The 20,455-nt window shown below is 56.5% G+C and carries 17 protein-coding genes; 7 read left to right on the top strand and 10 right to left on the bottom strand.

Annotation, left to right across the window (positions count from 1 at the left end; all coding sequences use genetic code 11):
- Positions 1-176 precede the first annotated feature (176 nt).
- Positions 177-4,019 carry a CBM96 family carbohydrate-binding protein gene (locus KQX66_RS37560; protein WP_253957498.1) on the bottom strand — a complete coding sequence of 1,281 codons (3,843 nt, stop codon included), beginning with the start codon at positions 4,017-4,019 and terminating at the stop codon, positions 177-179.
- Positions 4,020-4,360: 341 nt separating this feature from the next.
- Between KQX66_RS37560 and KQX66_RS28835 the strand changes: the two genes are divergently transcribed.
- A complete protein-coding gene (locus tag KQX66_RS28835) occupies positions 4,361-5,638 on the top strand; it encodes a serine hydrolase domain-containing protein (protein WP_216796326.1) in 1,278 nt (425 codons plus the stop codon).
- Between the two features lie 212 nt (positions 5,639-5,850).
- Here the strand turns inward: KQX66_RS28835 and KQX66_RS28830 are convergent, their stop codons facing one another.
- The 5 genes from KQX66_RS28830 to KQX66_RS28810 all read right to left on the bottom strand — a co-directional run bounded on the left by KQX66_RS28830 (position 5,851) and on the right by KQX66_RS28810 (position 11,027).
- Positions 5,851-7,542 carry a long-chain-fatty-acid--CoA ligase gene (locus KQX66_RS28830; RefSeq protein ID WP_216796325.1) on the bottom strand — a complete coding sequence of 564 codons (1,692 nt, stop codon included), beginning with the start codon at positions 7,540-7,542 and terminating at the stop codon, positions 5,851-5,853.
- A gap of 394 nt (positions 7,543-7,936) precedes the next feature.
- A complete protein-coding gene (locus KQX66_RS28825) occupies positions 7,937-8,689 on the bottom strand; it encodes an HAD family hydrolase (protein WP_308647294.1) in 753 nt (250 codons plus the stop codon).
- Positions 8,690-8,950: 261 nt separating this feature from the next.
- On the bottom strand, positions 8,951-9,391 hold the full coding sequence (locus KQX66_RS28820; protein ID WP_216796324.1) for a flavodoxin: 441 nt from the start codon (positions 9,389-9,391) through the stop codon (positions 8,951-8,953).
- A gap of 224 nt (positions 9,392-9,615) precedes the next feature.
- Positions 9,616-10,371 (bottom strand): DUF429 domain-containing protein, encoded by a 756-nt coding sequence (locus KQX66_RS28815; RefSeq protein ID WP_216796322.1) that lies wholly within the window; start codon positions 10,369-10,371, stop codon positions 9,616-9,618.
- Complete coding sequence (locus KQX66_RS28810) at positions 10,368-11,027, bottom strand: HAD family hydrolase (protein WP_216796320.1); 660 nt, start codon at positions 11,025-11,027, stop codon at positions 10,368-10,370. The genes KQX66_RS28815 and KQX66_RS28810 overlap by 4 nt, the downstream gene beginning before the upstream one ends.
- Positions 11,028-11,228: 201 nt before the next feature.
- Here KQX66_RS28810 and KQX66_RS28805 point away from each other — a divergent pair, with 201 nt between their 5' ends.
- The 3 genes from KQX66_RS28805 to KQX66_RS28795 all read left to right on the top strand — a co-directional run bounded on the left by KQX66_RS28805 (position 11,229) and on the right by KQX66_RS28795 (position 13,972).
- Complete coding sequence (locus tag KQX66_RS28805) at positions 11,229-12,107, top strand: hypothetical protein (RefSeq protein ID WP_216796318.1); 879 nt, start codon at positions 11,229-11,231, stop codon at positions 12,105-12,107.
- Between the two features lie 142 nt (positions 12,108-12,249).
- Entirely contained in the window at positions 12,250-13,437 is a 1,188-nt protein-coding gene (locus KQX66_RS28800; RefSeq protein ID WP_216796316.1) for an acyltransferase, read from the top strand.
- Between the two features lie 160 nt (positions 13,438-13,597).
- Entirely contained in the window at positions 13,598-13,972 is a 375-nt protein-coding gene (locus KQX66_RS28795; protein ID WP_216796314.1) for a hypothetical protein, read from the top strand.
- On the opposite strand, the gene KQX66_RS28790 is transcribed toward KQX66_RS28795, so the two are convergent.
- The gene (locus tag KQX66_RS28790; RefSeq protein WP_216796312.1) at positions 13,966-14,415 is read right to left on the bottom strand and encodes an SRPBCC family protein; all 450 of its coding nucleotides are present in this window, start codon (positions 14,413-14,415) and stop codon (positions 13,966-13,968) included. The two genes, KQX66_RS28795 and KQX66_RS28790, sit on opposite strands and share 7 nt — an antisense overlap.
- A gap of 147 nt (positions 14,416-14,562) precedes the next feature.
- On the opposite strand from KQX66_RS28790, the gene KQX66_RS28785 reads away from it, so the two are divergent.
- Entirely contained in the window at positions 14,563-15,372 is an 810-nt protein-coding gene (locus KQX66_RS28785; RefSeq protein ID WP_216796310.1) for a helix-turn-helix domain-containing protein, read from the top strand.
- 65 nt (positions 15,373-15,437) lie between these two features.
- On the opposite strand, the gene KQX66_RS28780 is transcribed toward KQX66_RS28785, so the two are convergent.
- Positions 15,438-16,229 carry a GntR family transcriptional regulator gene (locus KQX66_RS28780; RefSeq protein ID WP_216796308.1) on the bottom strand — a complete coding sequence of 264 codons (792 nt, stop codon included), beginning with the start codon at positions 16,227-16,229 and terminating at the stop codon, positions 15,438-15,440.
- Positions 16,230-16,459: 230 nt separating this feature from the next.
- Here KQX66_RS28780 and KQX66_RS28775 point away from each other — a divergent pair, with 230 nt between their 5' ends.
- Together KQX66_RS28775 and KQX66_RS28770 are read left to right on the top strand one after the other, a co-directional pair.
- On the top strand, positions 16,460-17,443 hold the full coding sequence (locus KQX66_RS28775) for an N-acetylglucosamine kinase (protein ID WP_216796305.1): 984 nt from the start codon (positions 16,460-16,462) through the stop codon (positions 17,441-17,443).
- Entirely contained in the window at positions 17,440-18,762 is a 1,323-nt protein-coding gene (locus tag KQX66_RS28770; protein ID WP_216796303.1) for a 6-phospho-beta-glucosidase, read from the top strand. Before KQX66_RS28775 ends, KQX66_RS28770 begins: the two co-directional genes overlap by 4 nt.
- A gap of 76 nt (positions 18,763-18,838) precedes the next feature.
- Here KQX66_RS28770 and KQX66_RS28765 read toward each other — a convergent pair whose 3' ends face one another.
- Together KQX66_RS28765 and KQX66_RS28760 are read right to left on the bottom strand one after the other, a co-directional pair.
- The gene (locus tag KQX66_RS28765; protein WP_216796301.1) at positions 18,839-19,747 is read right to left on the bottom strand and encodes a polysaccharide deacetylase family protein; all 909 of its coding nucleotides are present in this window, start codon (positions 19,745-19,747) and stop codon (positions 18,839-18,841) included.
- Positions 19,748-19,786: 39 nt separating this feature from the next.
- The gene (locus KQX66_RS28760) at positions 19,787-20,308 is read right to left on the bottom strand and encodes a GNAT family N-acetyltransferase (protein WP_216796299.1); all 522 of its coding nucleotides are present in this window, start codon (positions 20,306-20,308) and stop codon (positions 19,787-19,789) included.
- Positions 20,309-20,455 lie beyond the last annotated feature (147 nt).

The following is a 20,455-nucleotide window of genomic DNA, read 5'->3' as shown; positions in this document are numbered from 1 at the left end:
TCCTAGCTACGCGGGGGCTTGGCCCCTCCCGCGACCGGATTTTCACCGGCTAGAAGATGCGTGCCTCTGGGCACGCTTCATAGAAAAGAGACATTCCCTCGTGAAGAGAGAATGCCCCCATGCTAATGTGCCGATTGGTCGCAAGTCATATCAAAGTCAGCAGCTGCTCCCCGCGATTATTTGTTCACATTTTTGTTGTATAAATTGCCGCCGCCGATTCGGACGTCGTCGTGCGCTTTCGTGCCCGTAGCGGCGCTTGTGGCATTGACAACGTATCCCGGCGCGTTATCGAGATTCACCTTATTGTTATAAAACGTATTGTCCTTTCCGGTCGGGTACTTGGAGCCGTGGGTCCGTACCTGAAACGCGTCCGCCACCTTCGCATTCCCGTTCCGATAGCCCTCGTTAAAGCGAATCACGGAATTGACGCCCTTCACGTCAATGAAGCTATCGGCGCTGTTATCTCCCGTCATGCCGGTCCCGTTGAAATAGCAATTCTCCACCACGGTGCCGTCGGCGCCCTCCTTGATATCGATGTGCTCTGCCGTAATTCCGCCGTCGAAGACGGTGTGCCGGATCGTATTTCCGATCACGGTGTGCTCGTATGGCGAGCTCTCATCTGATCCGACATAGGCTCCTTCCCCATACCCCGGCTGGTAGTTGCCCGTATCGTAAATTTTGGAGTATTCCAGCGTATTGTACGAGCTGCCGTCCCGAAAATGGACGCCCTCGTCCCCGATCCGATGCACTTCAACGTTGTTCAGCAGGTTGTTGTTGCCGTTATCGACCACGATCCCCTTTTGGGCGTTCGTAACGATCAGATCGCGGACTTCCCAATAATCCCCCGTCAAATGGATGCCGTAGGACCCGTCGTTTACCGCTTTTCCCGTTAAAATCGCCCGGTTGCCGGGATCGCAGCTTTTCAGCACGATGTGAGCGGCAGCCGTCCCGTTTTTCGGCGAAAAGAACAGTCCGGGCCCATAAGGATCATCCGGCGTTCTGGGCGTATCCCCGGACGTCGACACGTCGCCGAGATAAGTTCCCGGAGCAATGCTGATGATATCGCCGGGCTTCGCGTTTTTCATCGCGTTTTGAATCGCCGGCGTCGAATTCAGCGCGCCCGGGCACCCTGCTCCGACCGCATCCGTCCTCGCGCTGGCCGGAATGCTTGCGCCGGAAGCGTTGCCGGCCGCATCCTTCGCTTTGACCGTGAAAGTGTATGCCGTATTCGGACTTAATCCGCCGACGGTCGCGGTTGTTCCCGTCACCGTAGCGGCCAATGCCGAGCCGTTATACACCTCGTAGGCCGCGACACCCGTATTGTCGGTCGAGGCATTCCATGCGAGCGATACGCTGGAGGAGGTTTTGCCCGTAACGGACAGCCCGGTCGGCACCGAAGGCGGCTGCGTATCGCCGCCGCTTCCTCCTGCATTCACGACAAGAACGGGGCGTATCGCCGCATTGGCATGTTCCTTGGTCGCGTAATCGGCGCCCAAATCCTCGTCCAAGCCGACAAGCCGGAAGCTGACGGTTCCATCGGTATGGCTTTTCACAAAGGCGGTCGCATCAAAGCTGACGTATGCGCCTTTTTGGTTGATAGTTGCCGTGCCTATGAGGGTTCCTGCTTCCGTGGGCTGGTTCGCAGCGTTAATCGTCGCTTCGCTCCATGCGTCGTTTTGCAGACCTCTGGCTTCCAGCTTGTAGGACGTCGTGTTGCTGTGAATATTCGTGACATACAGCTTCAGGATCGCCGAGCTGACATTTCCGCTGATCGAAGACAGGTTGAATTTCAGATAGCCCTTGCGGTCGTAGGAGGCATTGGAGGCTCTCCGCTTGACGCTCATGGTGTCCGAGGAGCCATAGTTGTCGTTGGCATACGTCCCGCCTCGAACAAAGCTGTCTTCCGCTGCCGTCAGCGTAACCGGCACAGGGTTCTGCGTGCCTCCGCTGGTCGTTACCTGAACGGCATTGCTCGCTGCAGAGACATTGCCGGCCGCATCCTTCGCCTTGACCGTAAACGTGTACGCCGTATTCGGGCTCAGCCCGCTGACTGTTGCGCCGGTGCCGGTCACGGTGGCGGCCAGCGCAGTGCCGTTGTAGACGTCATAGCCGGTGACGCCGACGTTGTCCGTGGAAGCATGCCAAGAAAACGACACCGAAGAGGACGTGACGCCGGTTGCCGTCAAATTGGCTGGTGCCGACGGCGCCTGCGTATCCCCGGGGTTGCTGCCTTTGCAATTCAAGACGGCCGTTCCGCCGCCCAACAGAGAGGTTCCCGAAAACGTCAAGCAGTCGTAGACGCCTTTGTTTGGAGCGAGCGCATAGTCCACTTTCTCGTTATCGGTCCAGGTGCCGATCAGCGTCCCGGCCGGCTTCTCCAGGTGCGCCCACTTGCTTCCGTCCCAGCCGATTTGATAGATGCGGTGAGGGTCGTTATAAGGCGCATACGTCGTGTAGCTTCCGCCGTCCGTTTCCTGCTTGCTCATCGTGTTGTTGAAAAACACATTCTGCTCGCCGGTCGAGCCCGACCACTTGGACGCGTGAGGCCCTGCACCGTACCAGATGGGGTACCAGGTTCCGCCTTCCGGCTCCGAGCCGCCTTCTCCCTCGCCCCAGCTGCGATGCCGGAAAGGAACGGTAATCACGTTGTTCTCGATGAGATTGCGGCGCTCCCAGCCGCCGTGCAGATTCATATCCACCGTCATCGTATTGCCCGAAACGACGTTGCCCGTGGCCGACCATTGCAGTGTCAGATGGCGGACGCGGTCGATCGTATTGTTCATAATTTTGCTGTCGTACAATTTGGAGCCTCGGAAGTAGCCGTGGCCGCCTTTGCCTTTGTTCCACGAACCGAAAATGACATTGTCCCGAAACTCCATATATCTGGCGAATTCGGTGACAATCGGGTGCGAGCCCGTCATGTAGGTGCGGATGCCCTTCACCCAGCCGTTTTGCGCCCATTTGAACACAATTGCGTGGATCGCGTATTCCGGGGCCTCGTTCGTAAATTTCAAGCCGACGCCGTTCGGATTCGAGACCGGATCGTAATCGTTTACATTTTTATTGCTGTACTGCGTATAGGAAATATCTTGCGTAAAATAAAAATTTTCAAAACCGACGCCTTCCACAAGCTTGATCGGCATGACCTTGCTGTAGTAGGTCGTTCCCAGAATCGCTCCGCCGTTGCTGTACGGAATGTCAAATTCCAGCGGCTTGTCGATCGTCAGCGTATCCCCGCTCAGACTTGTCACTTTGAACATTTGGCTGCGCATATGCTGATTGATCCAATAATTTTGCGGGGCGCCCATCATTTGATAAAAGTCCGCCGTATTGGCCGCTCCGACGTAGATCGTGTCCCCGGTCTTGAATTTTTTGCCGCCTCCGCTGGCCAGCTTGATTTGATTGCCGCCCTTCGTTCCGCCGCCGGCATTGGCTACCTTGACGCCGGATTTCCAATGAAAGTTGATGCTGCCTTCATAGTCGGGCTCGCCCGGATCTTTGTCCCGGTCCTCCACGCGAAAAGCGCCGTATCCCGGCCACAGCTTGCCGTCGATGACGGGCAGGCCGTTATCCGATGTGTACGTGCTGGCAGGCCTGAACACCATCTTTGTTCCCGTGGCCGGGTCGGTGCCCGCGCCTCGGAAGGTCACCCAGCTGGCGTCCGCCCGGATGAACTTGCTCAGATTGATCTCTCCGGCGGGAAATTGCAGAATCGCCCGGTTCGTCTCGCTGACCTTGGCGCCGTTGACGGTTAACGAGCCGCTGCGAATCGCGTCGATGACTGCCTGCAGCGCATCGGAATCGTCCTTGCCGTCATTGGCCTTTACGCCTTTGGATGCCAGATCGATGACCGTCCCTCCGGTCGGCAGCGGCACCCCGCCCTTGTAGCCCGCATGGGACCAATCCGGAAGCGACGGGTGCACCCCGGCGGCCTCCGCTTGCGAAGCCGAAAAAAAGCCCCAGGAGGTCAGGACAAGCGCCGCGCTCAGCATCAGTGTCAATCCTTTTTTAGCTGCCAATATAAACAATCCTCCTTCTGCTAAATAGGTTTTGCTGCTTTTTTTTGGACGGGTCAGGCCGGATATCGTGCCGGCCGATGAATCGTATGAAATCCCCCCTTTTATCGGCGAATGGAACGCCATTTTTTGGGATGTGTGATAAAATATTACGTTAATTAAGTTGTAATCCCATTTATCCAAATAAGGAAGCGACAAATTCTAGGCGGAGTGTTGTTTTCTTTAGGTACCCTCACTTCGGAAGTATGTTCTTTATTTGTAATATTTTATTAAATATTGTAAAATAAATCATGCAAGCGCTTTCTGCCAATCTATTACTATAATGTTAAGAGGTGTAACAGCACATGTCCAAGAAACCGTGGTTAATGTCAGCAGTTCTCAGCACTTTTGTCATCGGATCGTTTGGCAGCTTCTCTCCTCTCTACTCCGTGTCGCATGCGGAGGAATCGCAGATTGCGAGCTTGGAAGATTACGAGGATGTCCAATTGCCGATTGACAAAGAAATCGTCGGGCCGGAGGAGGAGCAGTTATCCGTTAGCTCGGCGACTTATGATCCGTCCAAATTTTTAACCCTGTTTGACCGAAAGAAGATCGTGCAAAATTTTCGTTCCATGGATAAAGTTTTCCCAAGCCGAACGATCCACCATGATAAACACAATGTGTACCGGTTCAAAAAAGATCTCCGCCAACTGCCCAATTTCACTTACACGTATAATGGACAGACCCGACAGTTTAAAGATTTGCTCGCACGCACCGTAACGACAGGTCTTCTTATCATACAAGACGATAAAATATTGGTGGAAAAGTATTACCTGGGCAATACGGCAAAAACGTTGAATACGTCCTGGTCCATGTCCAAATCGTTTACTTCCGCCCTCATCGGCATTGCCATAGACGAAGGGTACATTCGAAGCGTAAACGATCCGATCACCGATTATTTGCCGGAGCTGAGTCAGTCGGGGTATAACGGCGTGACGATTCAACATATTCTCAACATGGCGTCCGGCGTAAAATATCCCGTTTTTGAAGAGCCTTACAGAACCGTGTGGTACAATGAATTATTTGTGAATAAAAAATCTTTCAACAGCAAAATGGCAACCCTCCCTGCCGAAACCCCACCGGGGACCTTTACTTATAAAGGATCGGACACCCAGGTGCTGGGCATGCTCATTCACAGAGTAACCGGAAAGCAGCCTGCGCAATATTTGGAAGAAAAAATATGGAAGCCCCTCGGCATGGAAAGCCGCGCCTATTGGAACACGGATTTGCACGGCGATGACATGACATTCGCCTTTCTCAATGCAACGCTGCGCGACTATGCCAAATTCGGCCGCCTGTACTTGAATAACGGTCTCTGGAACGGCAAGCGGATCATCTCCGATAACTGGGTCAAAGAAACCTATGTCGGCAGTCCGGGAATGCCATACTATAAAAATCAGTGGTGGCTGCCCGGCGACAGCCAAGAAATTCTTGCAAGCGGCATTTATGGCCAATCCATTTATGTAAATCAAAAGGAAAACATCGTTATCGTCAAGACCAGCGTCAATACACAAGAGAGTGAAATGCTCGAAGAAGTAGTTGCCTTCCGGGAAGCTATTGCCGCCTTAAAGCAGACAAAGTGAACATCCTCCTAATCGCTGCCGAATGATCGAAACGAATAGGAAGAGGGCCGCCCTCCAGTCTTTTTACAAAGACCGATGATGGGCTGGCCCTTTTCGGCTTTCCTTTTGACATGGGGCCGGACGCCGGGGTGCCTGCGGCGGAGAAAGACGGGATTATCGCTCATGAATCGGACGATCCGTCCTTCGGTTCAGGGCCCCGGCCGCACCTGCCGTCAATCGCCGGGCGTTTCGCCTTCCGTCCGTTCCGCCTCTTCTTCCAGCAGCTTTCTGCGAAGCACTTTGCCGACCATCGTTTTGGGCAGATGGTCCCGAAATTCGTAAATGTGGGGCACCTTGTAGGCGGCCAGCCGCTCCCGGCACCACCGGTTGAGCTCCTCGGCTCCCGCCTCGCTGCCTTGCTTCATAACCAGATACGCCTTGACCGTTTCCCCCCGGTACGGATCGCGCACGCCGGCCACCACGGCCTCCGCCACATCCGGGTGCTCGTACAGCACCTCCTCGATCTCGCGCGGATAAATATTGAAGCCGCCGGCGATGATTAAGTCCTTTTTCCGGTCCAAAATGTAAAAAAAGCCGTCTTCATCCATCCTTCCCATATCGCCGGTGTACAGCCATCCGTCCTTCAGCGCCGCTGCGGTATCCTCCGGCCGGTTCCAATAGCCCTTCATCACTTGAGGCCCGCGGACGGCCAGCTCGCCAACCTCTCCGACCGGCAGCTCCTCCAGCGTCTGCGGGTCGACAATCCGCGCGTCCGTATCGGGGAACGGAATGCCGATGGAGCCGATTTTCCGCCGCTCCCAGATGTTGTTCCCGTGCGTGATGGGCGACGCTTCCGTTAAACCGTAGCCCTCGACGAGGCGGCCTCCCGAGATGGCCTCGAACTGCTCCTGCACCTCAAGCGGCAGCGGAGCGGCCCCGCTGATGCACAGCTTCAGCGAGGACAGGTTAAACCGCGGCTTGCGGGCTTGCTGAAGAAGCGCAATATACATCGTCGGCGCACCGGGGAACACGGTCGGCTTCGTCCGGCGGATGGTCTCAAGCAGCAAGCCGGTCTCGAATCGCGGCAGGAGCGCCAGCGTTCCGCCCAAATAAACGGACTGATTCAGCAGCACCGTCAGCCCGAACACATGAAAAAACGGCAGCGCCGACAAGTACGTTTCCTGCCCGGACTTCAAACGGTAGGACCACAGCCGGCTTTGAATCGAATTGGCGATCAGGTTATAATGCGTCAGCATCACCCCTTTGGCTCGCCCGGTCGTGCCTCCCGTATATTGGATCAAAGCCAGATCGCGCTCCGCATCCACCTCCGCTTGCCGAAGCTCCGGGGAACCCCGCTCAATAAATTGCCGGAACGGGTAAACGCCGTTGCCGTAAACGACTCTCCGGTCCAGTCCCTGCTTCTTCGCGAACAACGGGTAGAGCCATTTTTGCGGGACAGGCATGTAGTCCTTGATCGACGTGACGATGACATGTCTTAGCTCGGCGGACTCGGCAATTTCCGATACCCGCCGGTACAGCAGATCCAGCGTGACGATCGTCCGGGCCCCCGCATCCTTAAGCTGATACTCCAGTTCGCGCGGGGTGTACATCGGATTGGTCATCACGACGATACCGCCCATAAGCAGCGTGCCGAAATACGCAATGACCGTTTGCGGGCAGTTCGGCAGCATGAGCGCCACCCGGTCGCCTTGGCGCACGCCGTGCCGGACAAGCGCGTCCGCAAATCGGCTCGCTTGCTCCAGAAGCTTGCGGTAAGTCATCGTTTTGCCCATAAAATCCAAGGCGGCACGCTGCGGATACATACGGGCGGACTCCGTCAAAAAACAAGCCAGCGAATGTCGCGGGTAGTCGAACGTCGGCGGCACCTCGGCAGGATAGTGACGCAGCCAAGGCTTGTCGGGCATTAAAACCACCTCCATGCAAGGTTGCCTGGGTCTGGGGACCGACGCCGACGGTTTCACCGGTCACGCATGATGCCTCGGCGGCGGCCGATTGGGGAAACGGTTAACCGCCTGGCGGCTGAACCGCAGGACCACCCGCTTTGCCCGCTTGCGGCAAACGGCCGGCCAGGTTGTCCGAAAGCGTTGCCATCTCCCCTGTACTTGGTAATTTATGCGCTGTCGGAGGCGTCTATGCCATATACGAGATTCAAGCGAGAAGGTAATCGACTGAACAATGGGGACTAATGGGGTTCTTTCTGAGGAAGGAGAGAAAAACAGAAGCGCACCGGCCGGGCTGCGAATTACGCTTCTGCCCGCAAAGGTGCGCTTCTCAGTATTGGACCGACTACGCGGGAGCTTAAGCTCCCGCTTCGGCGGATGGGATCAGCCTCTCGAGCTCTTCAAGCCGGATCTGGCGGATCGAGCCGACGATCCAATCGGCTTTCGACAAATCCTGCTCCCCGGAATTTGCATTTTGAAACCCGATGCACGTCATGCCTGCAGCTTTGGCCGCAGCCACGCCATGACGGGCATCTTCCAGGACGATGCATTGGTCGGGCGAGGCTCCGAGCATTTCAGCGGCTTTCAAATAAATATCCGGCGCCGGTTTGCCATGGTCCACCTCTTCGCCGCTTATCACAAAATCGAAATACGAAAGCAGATCGAACTTATTCAGCACCGCCTCGATGAACACCCTTGGCGAGGAGGAAGCCAGACCGATCCGCTTGGTGCCATGGAGCGAATGAAGCAGCTCCGTGATCCCCTCGATCGGCCGGTCGTCCGAAGCCTCCAAGTACGCCAGCTTCCGCTTCAGTTGCAATTCGATGATGTCTTCGACGGATGGCGTCAAGCCGTACTTGAGCCGGATTCGGGTCCACATCTCGGGATTGGTCATCCCGACATACCCTTCCAGCTCCTCCTTCGTAATCGGGACGCCAAGCCCTCCCATCACTTCCATATCCACCTTGAAGTGAAGCGGCTCGCTGTCAATGATGACCCCGTCCATATCGAATATAAAGGCCGTAAACATATCGTTTTCCCTCTCTCCTTTCCCGATCTCGATAGCGTGAAATCGATCTTCGACAAAGTTCGTCTGAATTGATTTTATCACGCTCTCTTCGGAGCTCCAAGCCGCATGCCGTAAGATGATCGGGAGGCGAATGCCGATGCCGGGAGAAAACGCGGATCAACGAGGGAAGCAAGCTGCGCACACCGGTCGGCGTGCTTGGGATTCAAAGCGTGAGGCCGTTGCGGAAGAGGAGCGTTCGACCGAGGAAGATGCCGGGGGTAAGACGAGCTGACGGCCGAACTGGATGAGTGGATGCGCCGGCTGAAGCGCTGCGATAAGGCGAACCGGCGCACAGCAGCCGTATCAGGCCAAAGCGTCTGCCACCTGTTTGCCGAGTGCCCGGCAGGCGGCTTTATCCGAATCCGACGGGTTTAACTCCACCTTCAACCCTTCTGCGACAACGTCCGCTCCAAGCTCCTCCAGCTTCTCCTTGAGGAGGTCGACCGCCTTGCCGAACTGCGCGTACGAGGAATCGGCCGAACCGAAGACCGCCGCCTTTTTTCCGCTCAGCTCCAGACCGTCCATCTCCTCGTAGAAGTCCAGAAATTCGTCGGGCAGCTCGCCGTCGCCCCAAGTATAGGCTCCAAGAATAATACCGTCATACTCTCCCAGCTCATGACCGCTTGTATCCATCACGTTTTTGACGACCGGCTCGATCCCCGCTTCGCGGACCCCCTCTGCGACCTCGTCGGCCATCTCCTCCGTATTGCCCGTCATGCTGGCAAACACAATAATCAGTTTCATATCCAAGCCCCTCCGTTTTCCGTAATGTTCCATGTACTTCCTCAACCATATTAAGTGATAATGATTATCATTGTCAATTGTGTTTTTTCAAGAAGCCGCCTATTTTCGGACCCGGTAAAAAGTACAAGGCCGGAATCCCTTTGTTTCAAGGAATCCCGGCCTTTGCAATTGACGCATAATGATTAAGCCAATCCGAACCGCTGTAAACCCCGGTGCCGCCAGATCTACTGCCTCCCGGCAGCAAGCGTGCGTCCCTCCGGCTTGTAAAATGAAATCGTACGCCGCAGCCCCGTTCGGTCCGCATCGCCTTCGGCGGGCACCTGGCGCAATGCGCCGCCGCTGAGCCAGCCGGTGACCGCGAGCACCAGCGCGTCGAGCACGTCGTCGCGGGCCAGCACCTTGCGCGGATACCGCGCGAGCCGCTCGGCGACGATGGCATCGGCGTGCGCGCAGACCCGCCGTAAATGCGCGAGCCGCTCGGCGAAGCCTTCCGGCGTTTTCTTACCGTGGCGCATCGGCCCGCCGAAGAGCTGCGCAAAGCACAGCTCCGGATGCGACTCGCGGAAGCGCCCGCGCGCCTCCATGTTCTGCTGGAGCAGCTCGTCGAGCCGGCGAATTTTCGGCACGAGGCCCCAAGACTGGCGCGACAAGCCGCGGCCGCTAATCTCCCGTTGCAGGGCATTCGCCTCGGCGTAGCCAGCTGCTCCCAGTACCTCGCGTACCGGCGCGGCGAAGATCGAGGAAGCCCGCCCCGGCTTCAACAGCTCCCGCGCGAGCGCGTCGCAAGCCCGCGGCTCCCGGCCGTCGGTCAAGCCGATCGGCATGTCGATCAGCATCAGCTTGGCCTCCCGATGGGCCTCCCACAGGAGATGGGGGTCTTCATATACGTCTGCCGCCCAGCTCTGTCCATCCTCCGACAGCCTCACCGCAAGCCAGCCGCCCGGACAGCCGTCGACGCCGACATAGCCCCCGCGGCTCATCCGCGCAGCAGCTCCGCTAGCGAATGTACCGTTGCGGCGCTATATGCGGGCTGCGCCAGCCTGAGTTCTTCGGCGGTGCCGTAGCCGTAAGCGACGGCCGCCGAATCCATTCCGTGAGCCCTCGCCCCCTCGATATCGTGTTTCCGGTCGCCGATCATCAAGCAGGCGGAAACGGGAGGGAAGCCCGCCAGCTCCAGCGCATAGGCGATCACGTCGGCTTTGTCCGAACGCGTCCCGTCAAGCTCGCTCCCCGCCAAATGGGCGAAATGCCGGTCCAGCCCGAAATGCTCCAAAATTCGCTTAGCATATACGATCGGCTTCGATGTCGCGACGATCAGCTTGCGGCCCTCTGCCCCGAGCTCCGCCAACAATTGCGGGATGCCCGGGTACACTTCGTTTTGAAACATGCCCCGTTCCGTGAAATATTCCCGGTACCAGCCAATGGCTTCCCACGCCTGCTCCGGGGTGAAAACATACCGCTCGCGCAGCGACACCTGCAGCGGCGGACCGATAAACGGCGTCAGCTTGTTCAAATCCGGCTCCTCGATTCCCATACGCCCCAAAGCATATTGAATCGACCGGGTAATACCGTCCTTCGGATCGGTTAATGTCCCGTCCAGGTCGAACAACAAATGCGTATACCGGGTCATCCCCATAAGCCTCTTTCTCCTCTCGTCCAGCAGTCAGGCTGCTCTCTGTTCCAGCTCCATTATACCGTGTTTCCGGGACCGTAGCCTTTTTTTCGTTATAGCTGCCTCGGGGACACCTGTACGTACCATGGGACGACGGGCGACATACCATATATAAATGCAAGCAGGACGTCAGGAACTTACATCGGAATACGGGAGAGGATCGAAGTGGCTAGAGGACTATTCGATGTCGTAGTGAACCCGGAGCACGGCGAGGATACGATGACGGTAGTCGCGAATTGTATAAACGGCTACGAACACGAGCTGCATACACTTCGGGACGGAACGATGGTCGTTTTGAAAAAAGAAGGCAGTCCGGACAAACAAATCCGCATCGTGCGGGGACTCGACGACGAATGCCTGTTTCATTACATCGAAATGGGACCAGCCACGGCCCAAGCCGTCGACCTGCGGGGAGGAGCCCGCTGTCTGCTGGAATATAACGAGCTCGAGCATACCGTGACTCTGACCAAAATTACCGTTAACAAAGAGCGGGTAGTCGTGCTTACCGAAAAGGGCCGAGCGGAACCGAGAGTAAGAATCGGGTATTCGTTATTGAACAAGCTTGGAATGGCCGGCGCACGAAGGAGCGGGACCGTGCGGGCCAGACACGGGAATGCTTCCGTCAAGCTCCGCCTCTCGGTGCCCCCAAACGAGCTTAGCGAACAATTCGTGCTGTCGGCGGGCGCTGCGGCCAAGCTTCGTCTGGGCAACGGGCAGCCGTGCCTGCTTGCTTATGATCAAGGGGCCCGGACGCTGTTGTTCTCGCCGCTATCGGACGTACCTGAATCCGTCGACCCGGCGACCGGTTCTGCACCGAACACTTCAGCTCAGTATATGAGATCGTCATACCGGTCGAGGTCCGCACAACGAGCCGACACCAAAACCACGGCCGCCAGCCGGAGCGGCAAATCGCAGACCCGCAAAACAGCCCCTTCCGGCCTGTTCGTTTCAAAGCAAACGAAGGCTCCAAAGCCAGGACGCTCTTCCAAAACCGGAGAATCCGCCGTGTGGATCAGCCCGACGCTTCATAGAGGACGCCGGTAAATCACTTTATTGTTTTCCTGAAATTCCAGAAATCCTAAACCCTCTTTTCTTTCATAAAGCTATGCTTTTGCACTATAATGATAGAGTTGTTTGAATCATAGCCGTAGGGTTTATTGTCATCAGGGGGTCAGAAAGGATAGAAATGAAAAAAAACAACATCGAAGAAATACATGTTTTACGGGCGCTCGCCTTTCTGGCCGTTGTGCTGCAGCACTCGATCGGCCACTATTTGTCCGAGCCGGATACAACGCTTTCGGATGGCGTGATGTTTACACTTTTTCTTCTTATTTCCAAGTTTGCCGTTCCGGTGTTCATCTTTATTACAGGTCTCGTGCTGTTTTACAATTATGACGGGCCGCTTCGGTACGGTTCGTTTCTGCAAAAACGGCTGAAGGACATCGGCATCCCGTATTTGTTCTGGTCCCTCATCTATGCTGCTCCTGCATTGCTGCAGAGCAACGGCCTCTTCCCAGGCATACAGCAGTTCGCGGGGCTGGCATTCACCGGCAAAGCCTCGTATCACTTATGGTATATCGTGATGATCATTCCGTTTTATGTGACGTTTCCGCTTTGGCGCTGGGCGATCCGGAATGTGCGAAGCCGAATCTTGACATCTGGGCGCGCGATCGCCGCCATGGTGCTTTTGGCTGCCGTGTATGTGTATGGCATGACTCTAATATGGCCGATTTACCAAGCGGCGGAGCAATGGAATGTGCCGGTGCTGACCCCGATGCTGACCGAATATGCAGATCGCAACTCGCTCTATTTCTTCTACTACTTCGTTCTTGGAGCGGTTTCCGGTTTGGCGCTAACGCAATGGAGGGAATGGCTGAGACGCAACGGGCCGCTGGTGTATGCCGTCTTTTTTAGCTTGTCCGCTTACTTGACCTATCGTGTCGTTGCCGGCTTCGAAAATATCCCTGCATCTCAGAATCACTACGAGGACTTGCTTTTGCTGCGCCCAATGACGGCGGTTTTCTTGATCGCTTCGATTCTTGTGGCATATAAGTTCGGCATGAGGGCCGCCGAATCCGCGAAGGGGCTTACGCGCCGTGTGCTCTGGATGGTCAGCCAATATTCCTATGGCGCTTATTTGATCCATGCGCTGCTGCTGACCTGGGCTACCTTGCTCTCTGACGCACTGCTTCCGCAGGTGAACGTCACGCTTCGCATGATCCTAGCCTTTATTCTTTGCTCGGCGATGTCGGTGCTGGCCACATTTGCGCTGTCCAGGCTTCCGCTCCTCGGGCAATGGATGACCGGTTTGGGGAAAGCCAAAAAGAAGCCGCAGCCGATTCCCGGCCTGTCGGCTGACAGCATGAAGGGCTAAAATCGCTAAATTCGGGAGCTTCGTGTCGGGGAGCAGATTTTCGAGCCTCGCCCGGCACCTGCTTTTGTAACCCAATTGTCAGCGGCGCGTCATTGTCACACCGCTTCGTTCTTACTATGCTGAAAGAGACGATATCTTTTGGCAAAAGGAGGATCGCTGTATGCTTTATGCGGCTCTGACGCTGCTTGCCGTGCTGCTGGTCGCAGGCGTGCTCAAGCGGCTGGGCGCGAAGGCCGTCTATTCCACGGCTCTGCTCTTGTCGGTGCTGTTATCGCTTGTCGCTAACTTCGGTCTGGGGCAAAACTACTTTTACAATTTGCTTCCCGGCATGCATGACGGAGGCTTACGTATCTCCAATCGGGTAGCTTATTTTATCATCGGCGACGGCCTGTGGACGCAAGCTCTCTTTCGCATCGCCTTCGAACGGTCCGTCTGGATTACGCTCTCTCTGATCGTTGTCTATGCCGCCGCAAAAATCGCAGAAAGCAAAACGGAACGAAGCAAGTCTCCGTCCCGTTTGACACGATATCAATAACCGAAATCAAGCGTTTTGCCCGTTTCGGCGTAGGTTTTGATGTTGCTCAAAATCATAGGCCAGCTTTGCCGCGTGTTTTCGTACGACGGATGGTCGGCCGGCCACTGGTCGTTGACGAGCGTCAGCTTGGTGCAGCTGCCCATAGGCTCCAGCGTGAACGTGATCCGGGTCTCCAGCTCGGCGTGGTTTTCCCGGTAAGACGGTCCGGCATGCTCGGTCACGCTGAGCAGACGGTTTGGCTCAATGGCGAGCACCTTGCCGTAAACGTGGACGGTTTCGTCGCCGTCGTTTCCGGGTCCCACATACGCGTAATCGGCGCCGACCTCGAAGGTGGAGCGGATCGTACAGCCGAACATTGTCTTTTTCACGCCTTCGTCCGAAATCAATACCTGCCAAACGTCCTCAGGCGACGCCCCGATATAGTAATGGTAAACAAGATCCATTCTTATCCCTCCGCGCAACAATGAATTTTGGAATTGCAATCGGATGTCCCGACTGCTACTCTTACTATACATTCGGCTGCGGACAAGCGTATAGGAAAAACGCGACAGAACGATTTTCCCACTATACCGGAGCAAGGGAGAGATTTGATGCATAGGACGGCCGACGAGACCCCCAGAGGAATATTGCATCCGAAAGCCGGCGAAACAAAGTTTATGCTGTCCCGCTTCCAGCCTTCAGCGGACATTGGTTTTTTTGTGCAGCGCTATTGGATCGTCAAGTGGGACTTGCGCGGAGAAGTGCCGTATCGTCAGACGGTATTGACCCATCCGAACGTCAACCTGGTTTTCGAACCTGAGCTTACGCGCATCTACGGTGTTGCCAGCGCGACCTCCTCGCATTTGCTGCAGGACCGAGGCTGGGTGCTTGGCCTGAAATTCAAGCCCGGAGGCTTCTACCCCTTCCTGAACGAGCCAGTATCCCGGTTGACGGACAGCTCCGTCAGCTTTCGCGAAGTGTTCGGTATGGACAGCGGACCGCTCGAGAAAGAAATTTTTGCCCAAGAAGAGATTGAGCCGGCGCTAAGCCGGGTGGAAACGTTTCTCGGCGAGCGACTCCCGGCACAGGACGACAACGTCAGCTTTGTGAACGACATCGTCAGCCGCATCCGAAACGACCGGACCATCGTCAAAGTGGATGACGCCGTGCGCCAGACCGGAGTGCACAAGCGGACGCTGCAGCGCTTGTTCGACCGCTATGTCGGCGTAAGCCCCAAATGGGTCATTCGGCGCTACCGGCTTCATGAAGCGGCCGAGCAGATGCACCATGGCTCTGTTCCTGACTGGTCACAGCTCTCCTTGGCGCTCGGTTACTACGATCAGTCCCATTTCATCCGCGATTTCAGGTCGATCGTGGGGCCGTCGCCGGAGCAATACGTCAGGAAGCATCATTCCGGCTAACCCGAATAGCGTGGAAATGGTCCGGTTCGTTGGAACCGGGCCGTTTTGTCGTGCCTTTTTTAGAGTCATTCGGCGCCGTCCGGCTCGTGCTGCCACGGATCGGGCAGCAGTCCCGTGTACTTGGCAGATGGCGACTGGAGGTCGCGCTCCAGCACGAACTTCGAACGGTCGCCGCGGAATATTTCCTGCGAATGCTCCAGCGGCAGGCCCGCCGTATCATAGGTGACCGAGCGAACCATCAAGGCGGGAGCCCCGACGGCAACCTCCAAATATTCGCTGTACTGATCGTCGGTCAGGATCGGCTCGATCCAGTCGACGCATTTGCTTAATTGATGCCCGTACTTGCCGCGGAACACATCGTACAGCGAGCCTTGAATTTCCTCAAAGGCAAGACCCGGCGCGACCTTCCACGGAATATACGTAATGGAATATTTCAAAGGTGTCCGGTCTACATACCGCATGCGGATCAGCTTGAAGAGCGGGTCCGTTTCGGCGACGTGCAGCATCTTGGCCAGCTGCGCGGTTGCCGGCACTACGGCGAATTCCAGCACCTTCGTTTCGCCGGATAGCCCCAGGCGCTTCATATAATCGTCAAAGCTGATATAGCTGGACAGCGGCTGCTGAATTTTGGAAGAAGCGACGAAGGTGCCCTTGCCTTGCGTTTGTTCGATATGCCCCTCCAGCTTCAAATGATGCAGCGCCTGCCGCACCGTCGTCCGGCTCACCTCGAACTGCTCGCACAGCTCGTATTCGGTCGGCAAGCGGTCCCCCGGCCGGTACCGTCCCGACTCGATCAGCTCCAGAATGCGGTCCTTCAGTTTATGATAGAGCGGAGCGTCCGCTTTCGTTTTCGTCACGTTGAAACCTCCGATATGAACTCATAGTCATTGTTCCAATACATTCGATACAAATTTAGATACAACTATAGGATACAACGTTGAAGATAGGTATTCAAGAGCCTGTTTTATCCGAAAATGACCCGTTGACGCCGCTCGGAAGGCATGTTAAATTTGTAATGACAAATACAAATTAATAATATTTGTAGTAACAAATGCTTCTTAGGAAAACGAAAGGAGTCGGCTTCAGCATGCGCTACATCATCGGCGTAGACGGCGGCGGAACCAAAACGTACGCGGTCGTTATCGACGAGCAAGGAAACAAGCGGGGAAGCGGCATTGCCGGATGCGGCAATCACCAGATTGTCGGCATCGAGAAGGCACTGGGGCATATCCGGCAATCGGTGGAGCTGGCGATCCAAGGGGCCGGTCTGACCTATGCCGATATCGCCTTCGTCCAGTACGGCCTTGCGGGTGCGGACCGGGAGCACGATTTCTCGATTCTTCGTCCTGCGCTGGCAACGCTGCCTTTTGAGAATTGGGACCTCGTCTGTGATACGATGGAAGGCCTTCGCATCGGCTGTCCGGACAATGCGGGCGTCGTGCTTGTCTGCGGCAGCGGCACGAATGCGGCGGGACGCAACGAGGCAGGCCGCACGATTCAAACCGGAGGCCTCGGAACGCTGTACGGCGACGCCGCAGGCAGCCACTATATGGCGACGCGGACATTCCAAGCGGCGGTTCGCTCCTGGGAATACCGGGAAATTCCGTCCGTTCTGCAGCACAAAGTGCCCCGTTATTTCGGTTTCGACACCGTTGAGCAGATGGTGAACGATTTTCTGGACCGGGATATCTACTCGCTGAGGGAGGGGAATCTCGCGATCGTGCTGCACGAGGCGGCTGACGAAGGCGACGCTCTGGCGATCCGCCTCCTGCAGGAAACCGGCCGGGAGCTTGGCATTGCGGCGTGCTCGGTCATTCGTCGGCTCGGCGGCTTCCGGAAGGAGACGATTCCGATCGTGCTGGTCGGCAGCGTCGTACAGAAAGGCCGCAATCCGCATTTGCTCGCCGCCTTGGAGGAGACGGTCCGGCAGGAGCATGGCTCCATTGAACTGATCATTCCGGAGATGGCTCCGGTTTACGGCGCCGTGCTGCTCGGCATGGACCATCTGGGTCTGGCGGCAGGCGAAGCGATTCATTCCAAATTTGCAGCTTACGGAGGGTATGAAGCATGAAAAAGGAATCGTTAAAAGTAGCCGTTATCGGCGGCGGCTCTTCCTACACGCCGGAATTGATCGAAGGCTTCATCAAACGGTATCCCGAGCTTCCCGTGAAAGATTTATACCTGGTCGATATCGAAGCAGGTAAGGAAAAGCTGGAAATCGTCGGCAACCTGGCCAAGCGCATGCTGGAAAAAGCGAACGTCCCCATCAATCTCCACTTAACGCTGGATCGGCGGGAGGCGATCCGGGATGCCGACTTCGTCACGACGCAGCTCCGCGTCGGCCTGCTCGCGGCCCGCGCCCGGGACGAGCGCATTCCGCTGCGCTACAATCTGATCGGGCAGGAAACGACCGGCGCAGGCGGCTTCGCCAAGGCGCTCCGGACGATTCCGGTTATTCTCGATATTTGCAAGGACATGGAAGAGCTTGCGCCCAATGCCTGGCTGCTCAACTTTACGAATCCGGCGGGAATCGTGACGGAAGCCGTGCTGAAGCATTCCAGCATCCGGACGATGGGGCTCTGCAATTTGCCGATCGGCACCCGGATGCAGATCGCCAAGGCGCTGAACGTCGACGTCTCCCAAGTGGACATCGAGATGATCGGCATTAACCATCTGAACTGGACGACCCGCGTGATCGTCGATGGCGTCGACGTGACTCAGCAAGTGCTGTTCCAAGCGGCAAGCGGGCAAAGCGGGTTTACGATGAAGAACATCCCGGATTTCGGCTGGGATCTCGAATTTTTGAAATCGCTCGGCTCGTTACCGTGCGCTTACCACCGCTATTATTATTTGCGCGACGAGATGCTGAAAGAGCAGCTCCATGCGGCGGAAACGACCGGCACCCGGGCGGAAGCCGTAAAGAAGGTCGAAGACGAGCTGTTCGAGATGTACAAAGACCCGAACCTGAGCGTCAAGCCTCCGCAGCTCGAAAAACGCGGCGGCGCCTATTATTCCGAAGCGGCGCTGAATTTGATCTCTTCCATTTACAACAACAAAAAGGATATCCAAACCGTCAACGTGCGCAACAACGGCATCATCGGATGCCTGCCGGACGACGTCTCGGTGGAAGTGAACTGCGTCATCGACGCGAACGGCGCCCATCCGGTGCAGTTGACCACACCGATCGACGCCAAAATCCGCGGACTGCTGCAAGCGGTAAAAGCTTACGAGGAGCTGACGGTCGAAGCTGCCGTCACCGGGGACTACGGCATCGCGCTTCAAGCGCTGACCCTCCATCCGCTCGTCGGCTCCGCTTCGCTGGCCAAGTCGGTGCTGGACGATATTTTACGGGAAAATCAAGCGGAGCTGCCTGCCTACTGGCAGCGCTAACGCCCCCCCTATACAAACAAGATCCCGCCGGCTCCTTTCGGAGTCTGGGCGGGATCTTTTGATTTTGGAGCTCAAGCTAAGCTTCCTTTCGCATAAGGCGCTGCAGCTCCGACCAGCGTATCGGGCGGATGCCTTCGGAAGCGATCACCTGACGTATGACCGGATCGCGGAACACCTCGAACTCCATTCCCCTTTTTTCCCAGTGGGAATGAATGGCCTTGAGCTCTTCGTCAATCCGCGAAGGATGAATGATGATTTCCGTGATGCCGGGCTTCAGCGAACGAAGCAAAGCCGCCATCCCGTCCCGAAACGACTCGTATGTCTCCCCCGGCCCTTGCACAAAGGGCAAACTGCGCAGGTGATCGATGATCGCGACGCCCTTCCGGTCCGCCAGCGCTGCCCGCGCCTCCGCAATCTCGTACGCTTGCGGCGGAATGCCCGGGTCGCCGGGCTCCAAATACCGCGGCAGGCGGAACGGCAGCCGATAAGCGGCGCAGACATCCAGGACGATCTCCAGAAAGTCCCGGCCCGTATGCAGCCCATACAGGCTACCCATATGATTGTCCGCATGGCTCGGCTTCAGGCCCATTCGCAGCGCCAGCTCGATCTGATTCACGATCTCCCGGCGGATATCGTCCGGGTCCGCTTCGCATTCGACGGTCGCGCTGTCCGCCGGGAAATAGCCCTCCTCCGTCAGGAGCGAAGCGACCGAGCCCGTACGGGTGACGGGTCCCCATTTGTACGTCGGCCATTCGCTGGTGAAGGTCAAATGCACGCCGACATCGCAAGCCGGATGCTTTGCCGCCCAACTCACCGCTTCCTTGGCCCATGGACAGGGCATCATGACCGTGGCTGACGAAACGGCGCCTTCCAATAGCAGCTGCTGCACCGCTTCGTTCGTGGCATGGCACATTCCGAAATCGTCGGCGTTGACGACCAACAGTCTGTCGCTCTTACCGTATCCCAATGCTTCGGCAGTATGCACGGCAATCTCTCCTTATTCGGATTTTTAAACTGCACGTCATTACTCCAAGGAAAGGCTCAAGATGTGCTGCATTCCGATCGGCCCCAGACGCTGCCTTCCCGTATCCCGAAATCCCGACGCTTCATACAGCCGCTTGGCAACAAGGTTTCGTTCGTTGACCGCCAAGACGATTTCTTCCACTCCCGGGAAATGTTCCATTACAAAAGCGGCCGCGTCCTGCATGCCCCGTTTGGCATAACCGCGTCCTTGATGAGCCTGATTGACGGAAAGCGCCCGGAGAAGAATCGCATTCGGATTATCGGAAAACGGGGCTGTTACTTCACCACGATGCAAGACGAAAAAGCCGACCGGCATATCCCCGGCTAAAATAACGACCGGATACCGGTTCTCGTCGTTTAACGAAAGCTCAAGCACCTCGCCTGGGAGCGCCGTAAACCTGGCCTGCTCTTCCGGAAGCTCAAACGCCCGAAGCGCCGCTTCGTGCTCGCCCCGGTAAAAGCTAAGCTGAACGATCTGTTCCTTGGTCTCGTATGTATCTGACCCATAGGTATCGTTGCGCATCGATTCCGTCTCCATCTCCCGTTCGGAATAGAACTCCACATGCTGTTATTTTATCACACGTTTTCCAGCTTCTGAACCTCTGGTCCAAAATAAGAAAAGCTTCTTATCGAAGCTTTTTCGAGGATGATACACTCGTGTCTTAGAGGT

Source organism: Paenibacillus oleatilyticus, assembly GCF_018998565.1.
GTDB lineage: Bacteria > Bacillota > Bacilli > Paenibacillales > NBRC-103111 > Paenibacillus_G > Paenibacillus_G oleatilyticus.
This window is presented reverse-complemented; position numbering and strand designations above follow the sequence as displayed.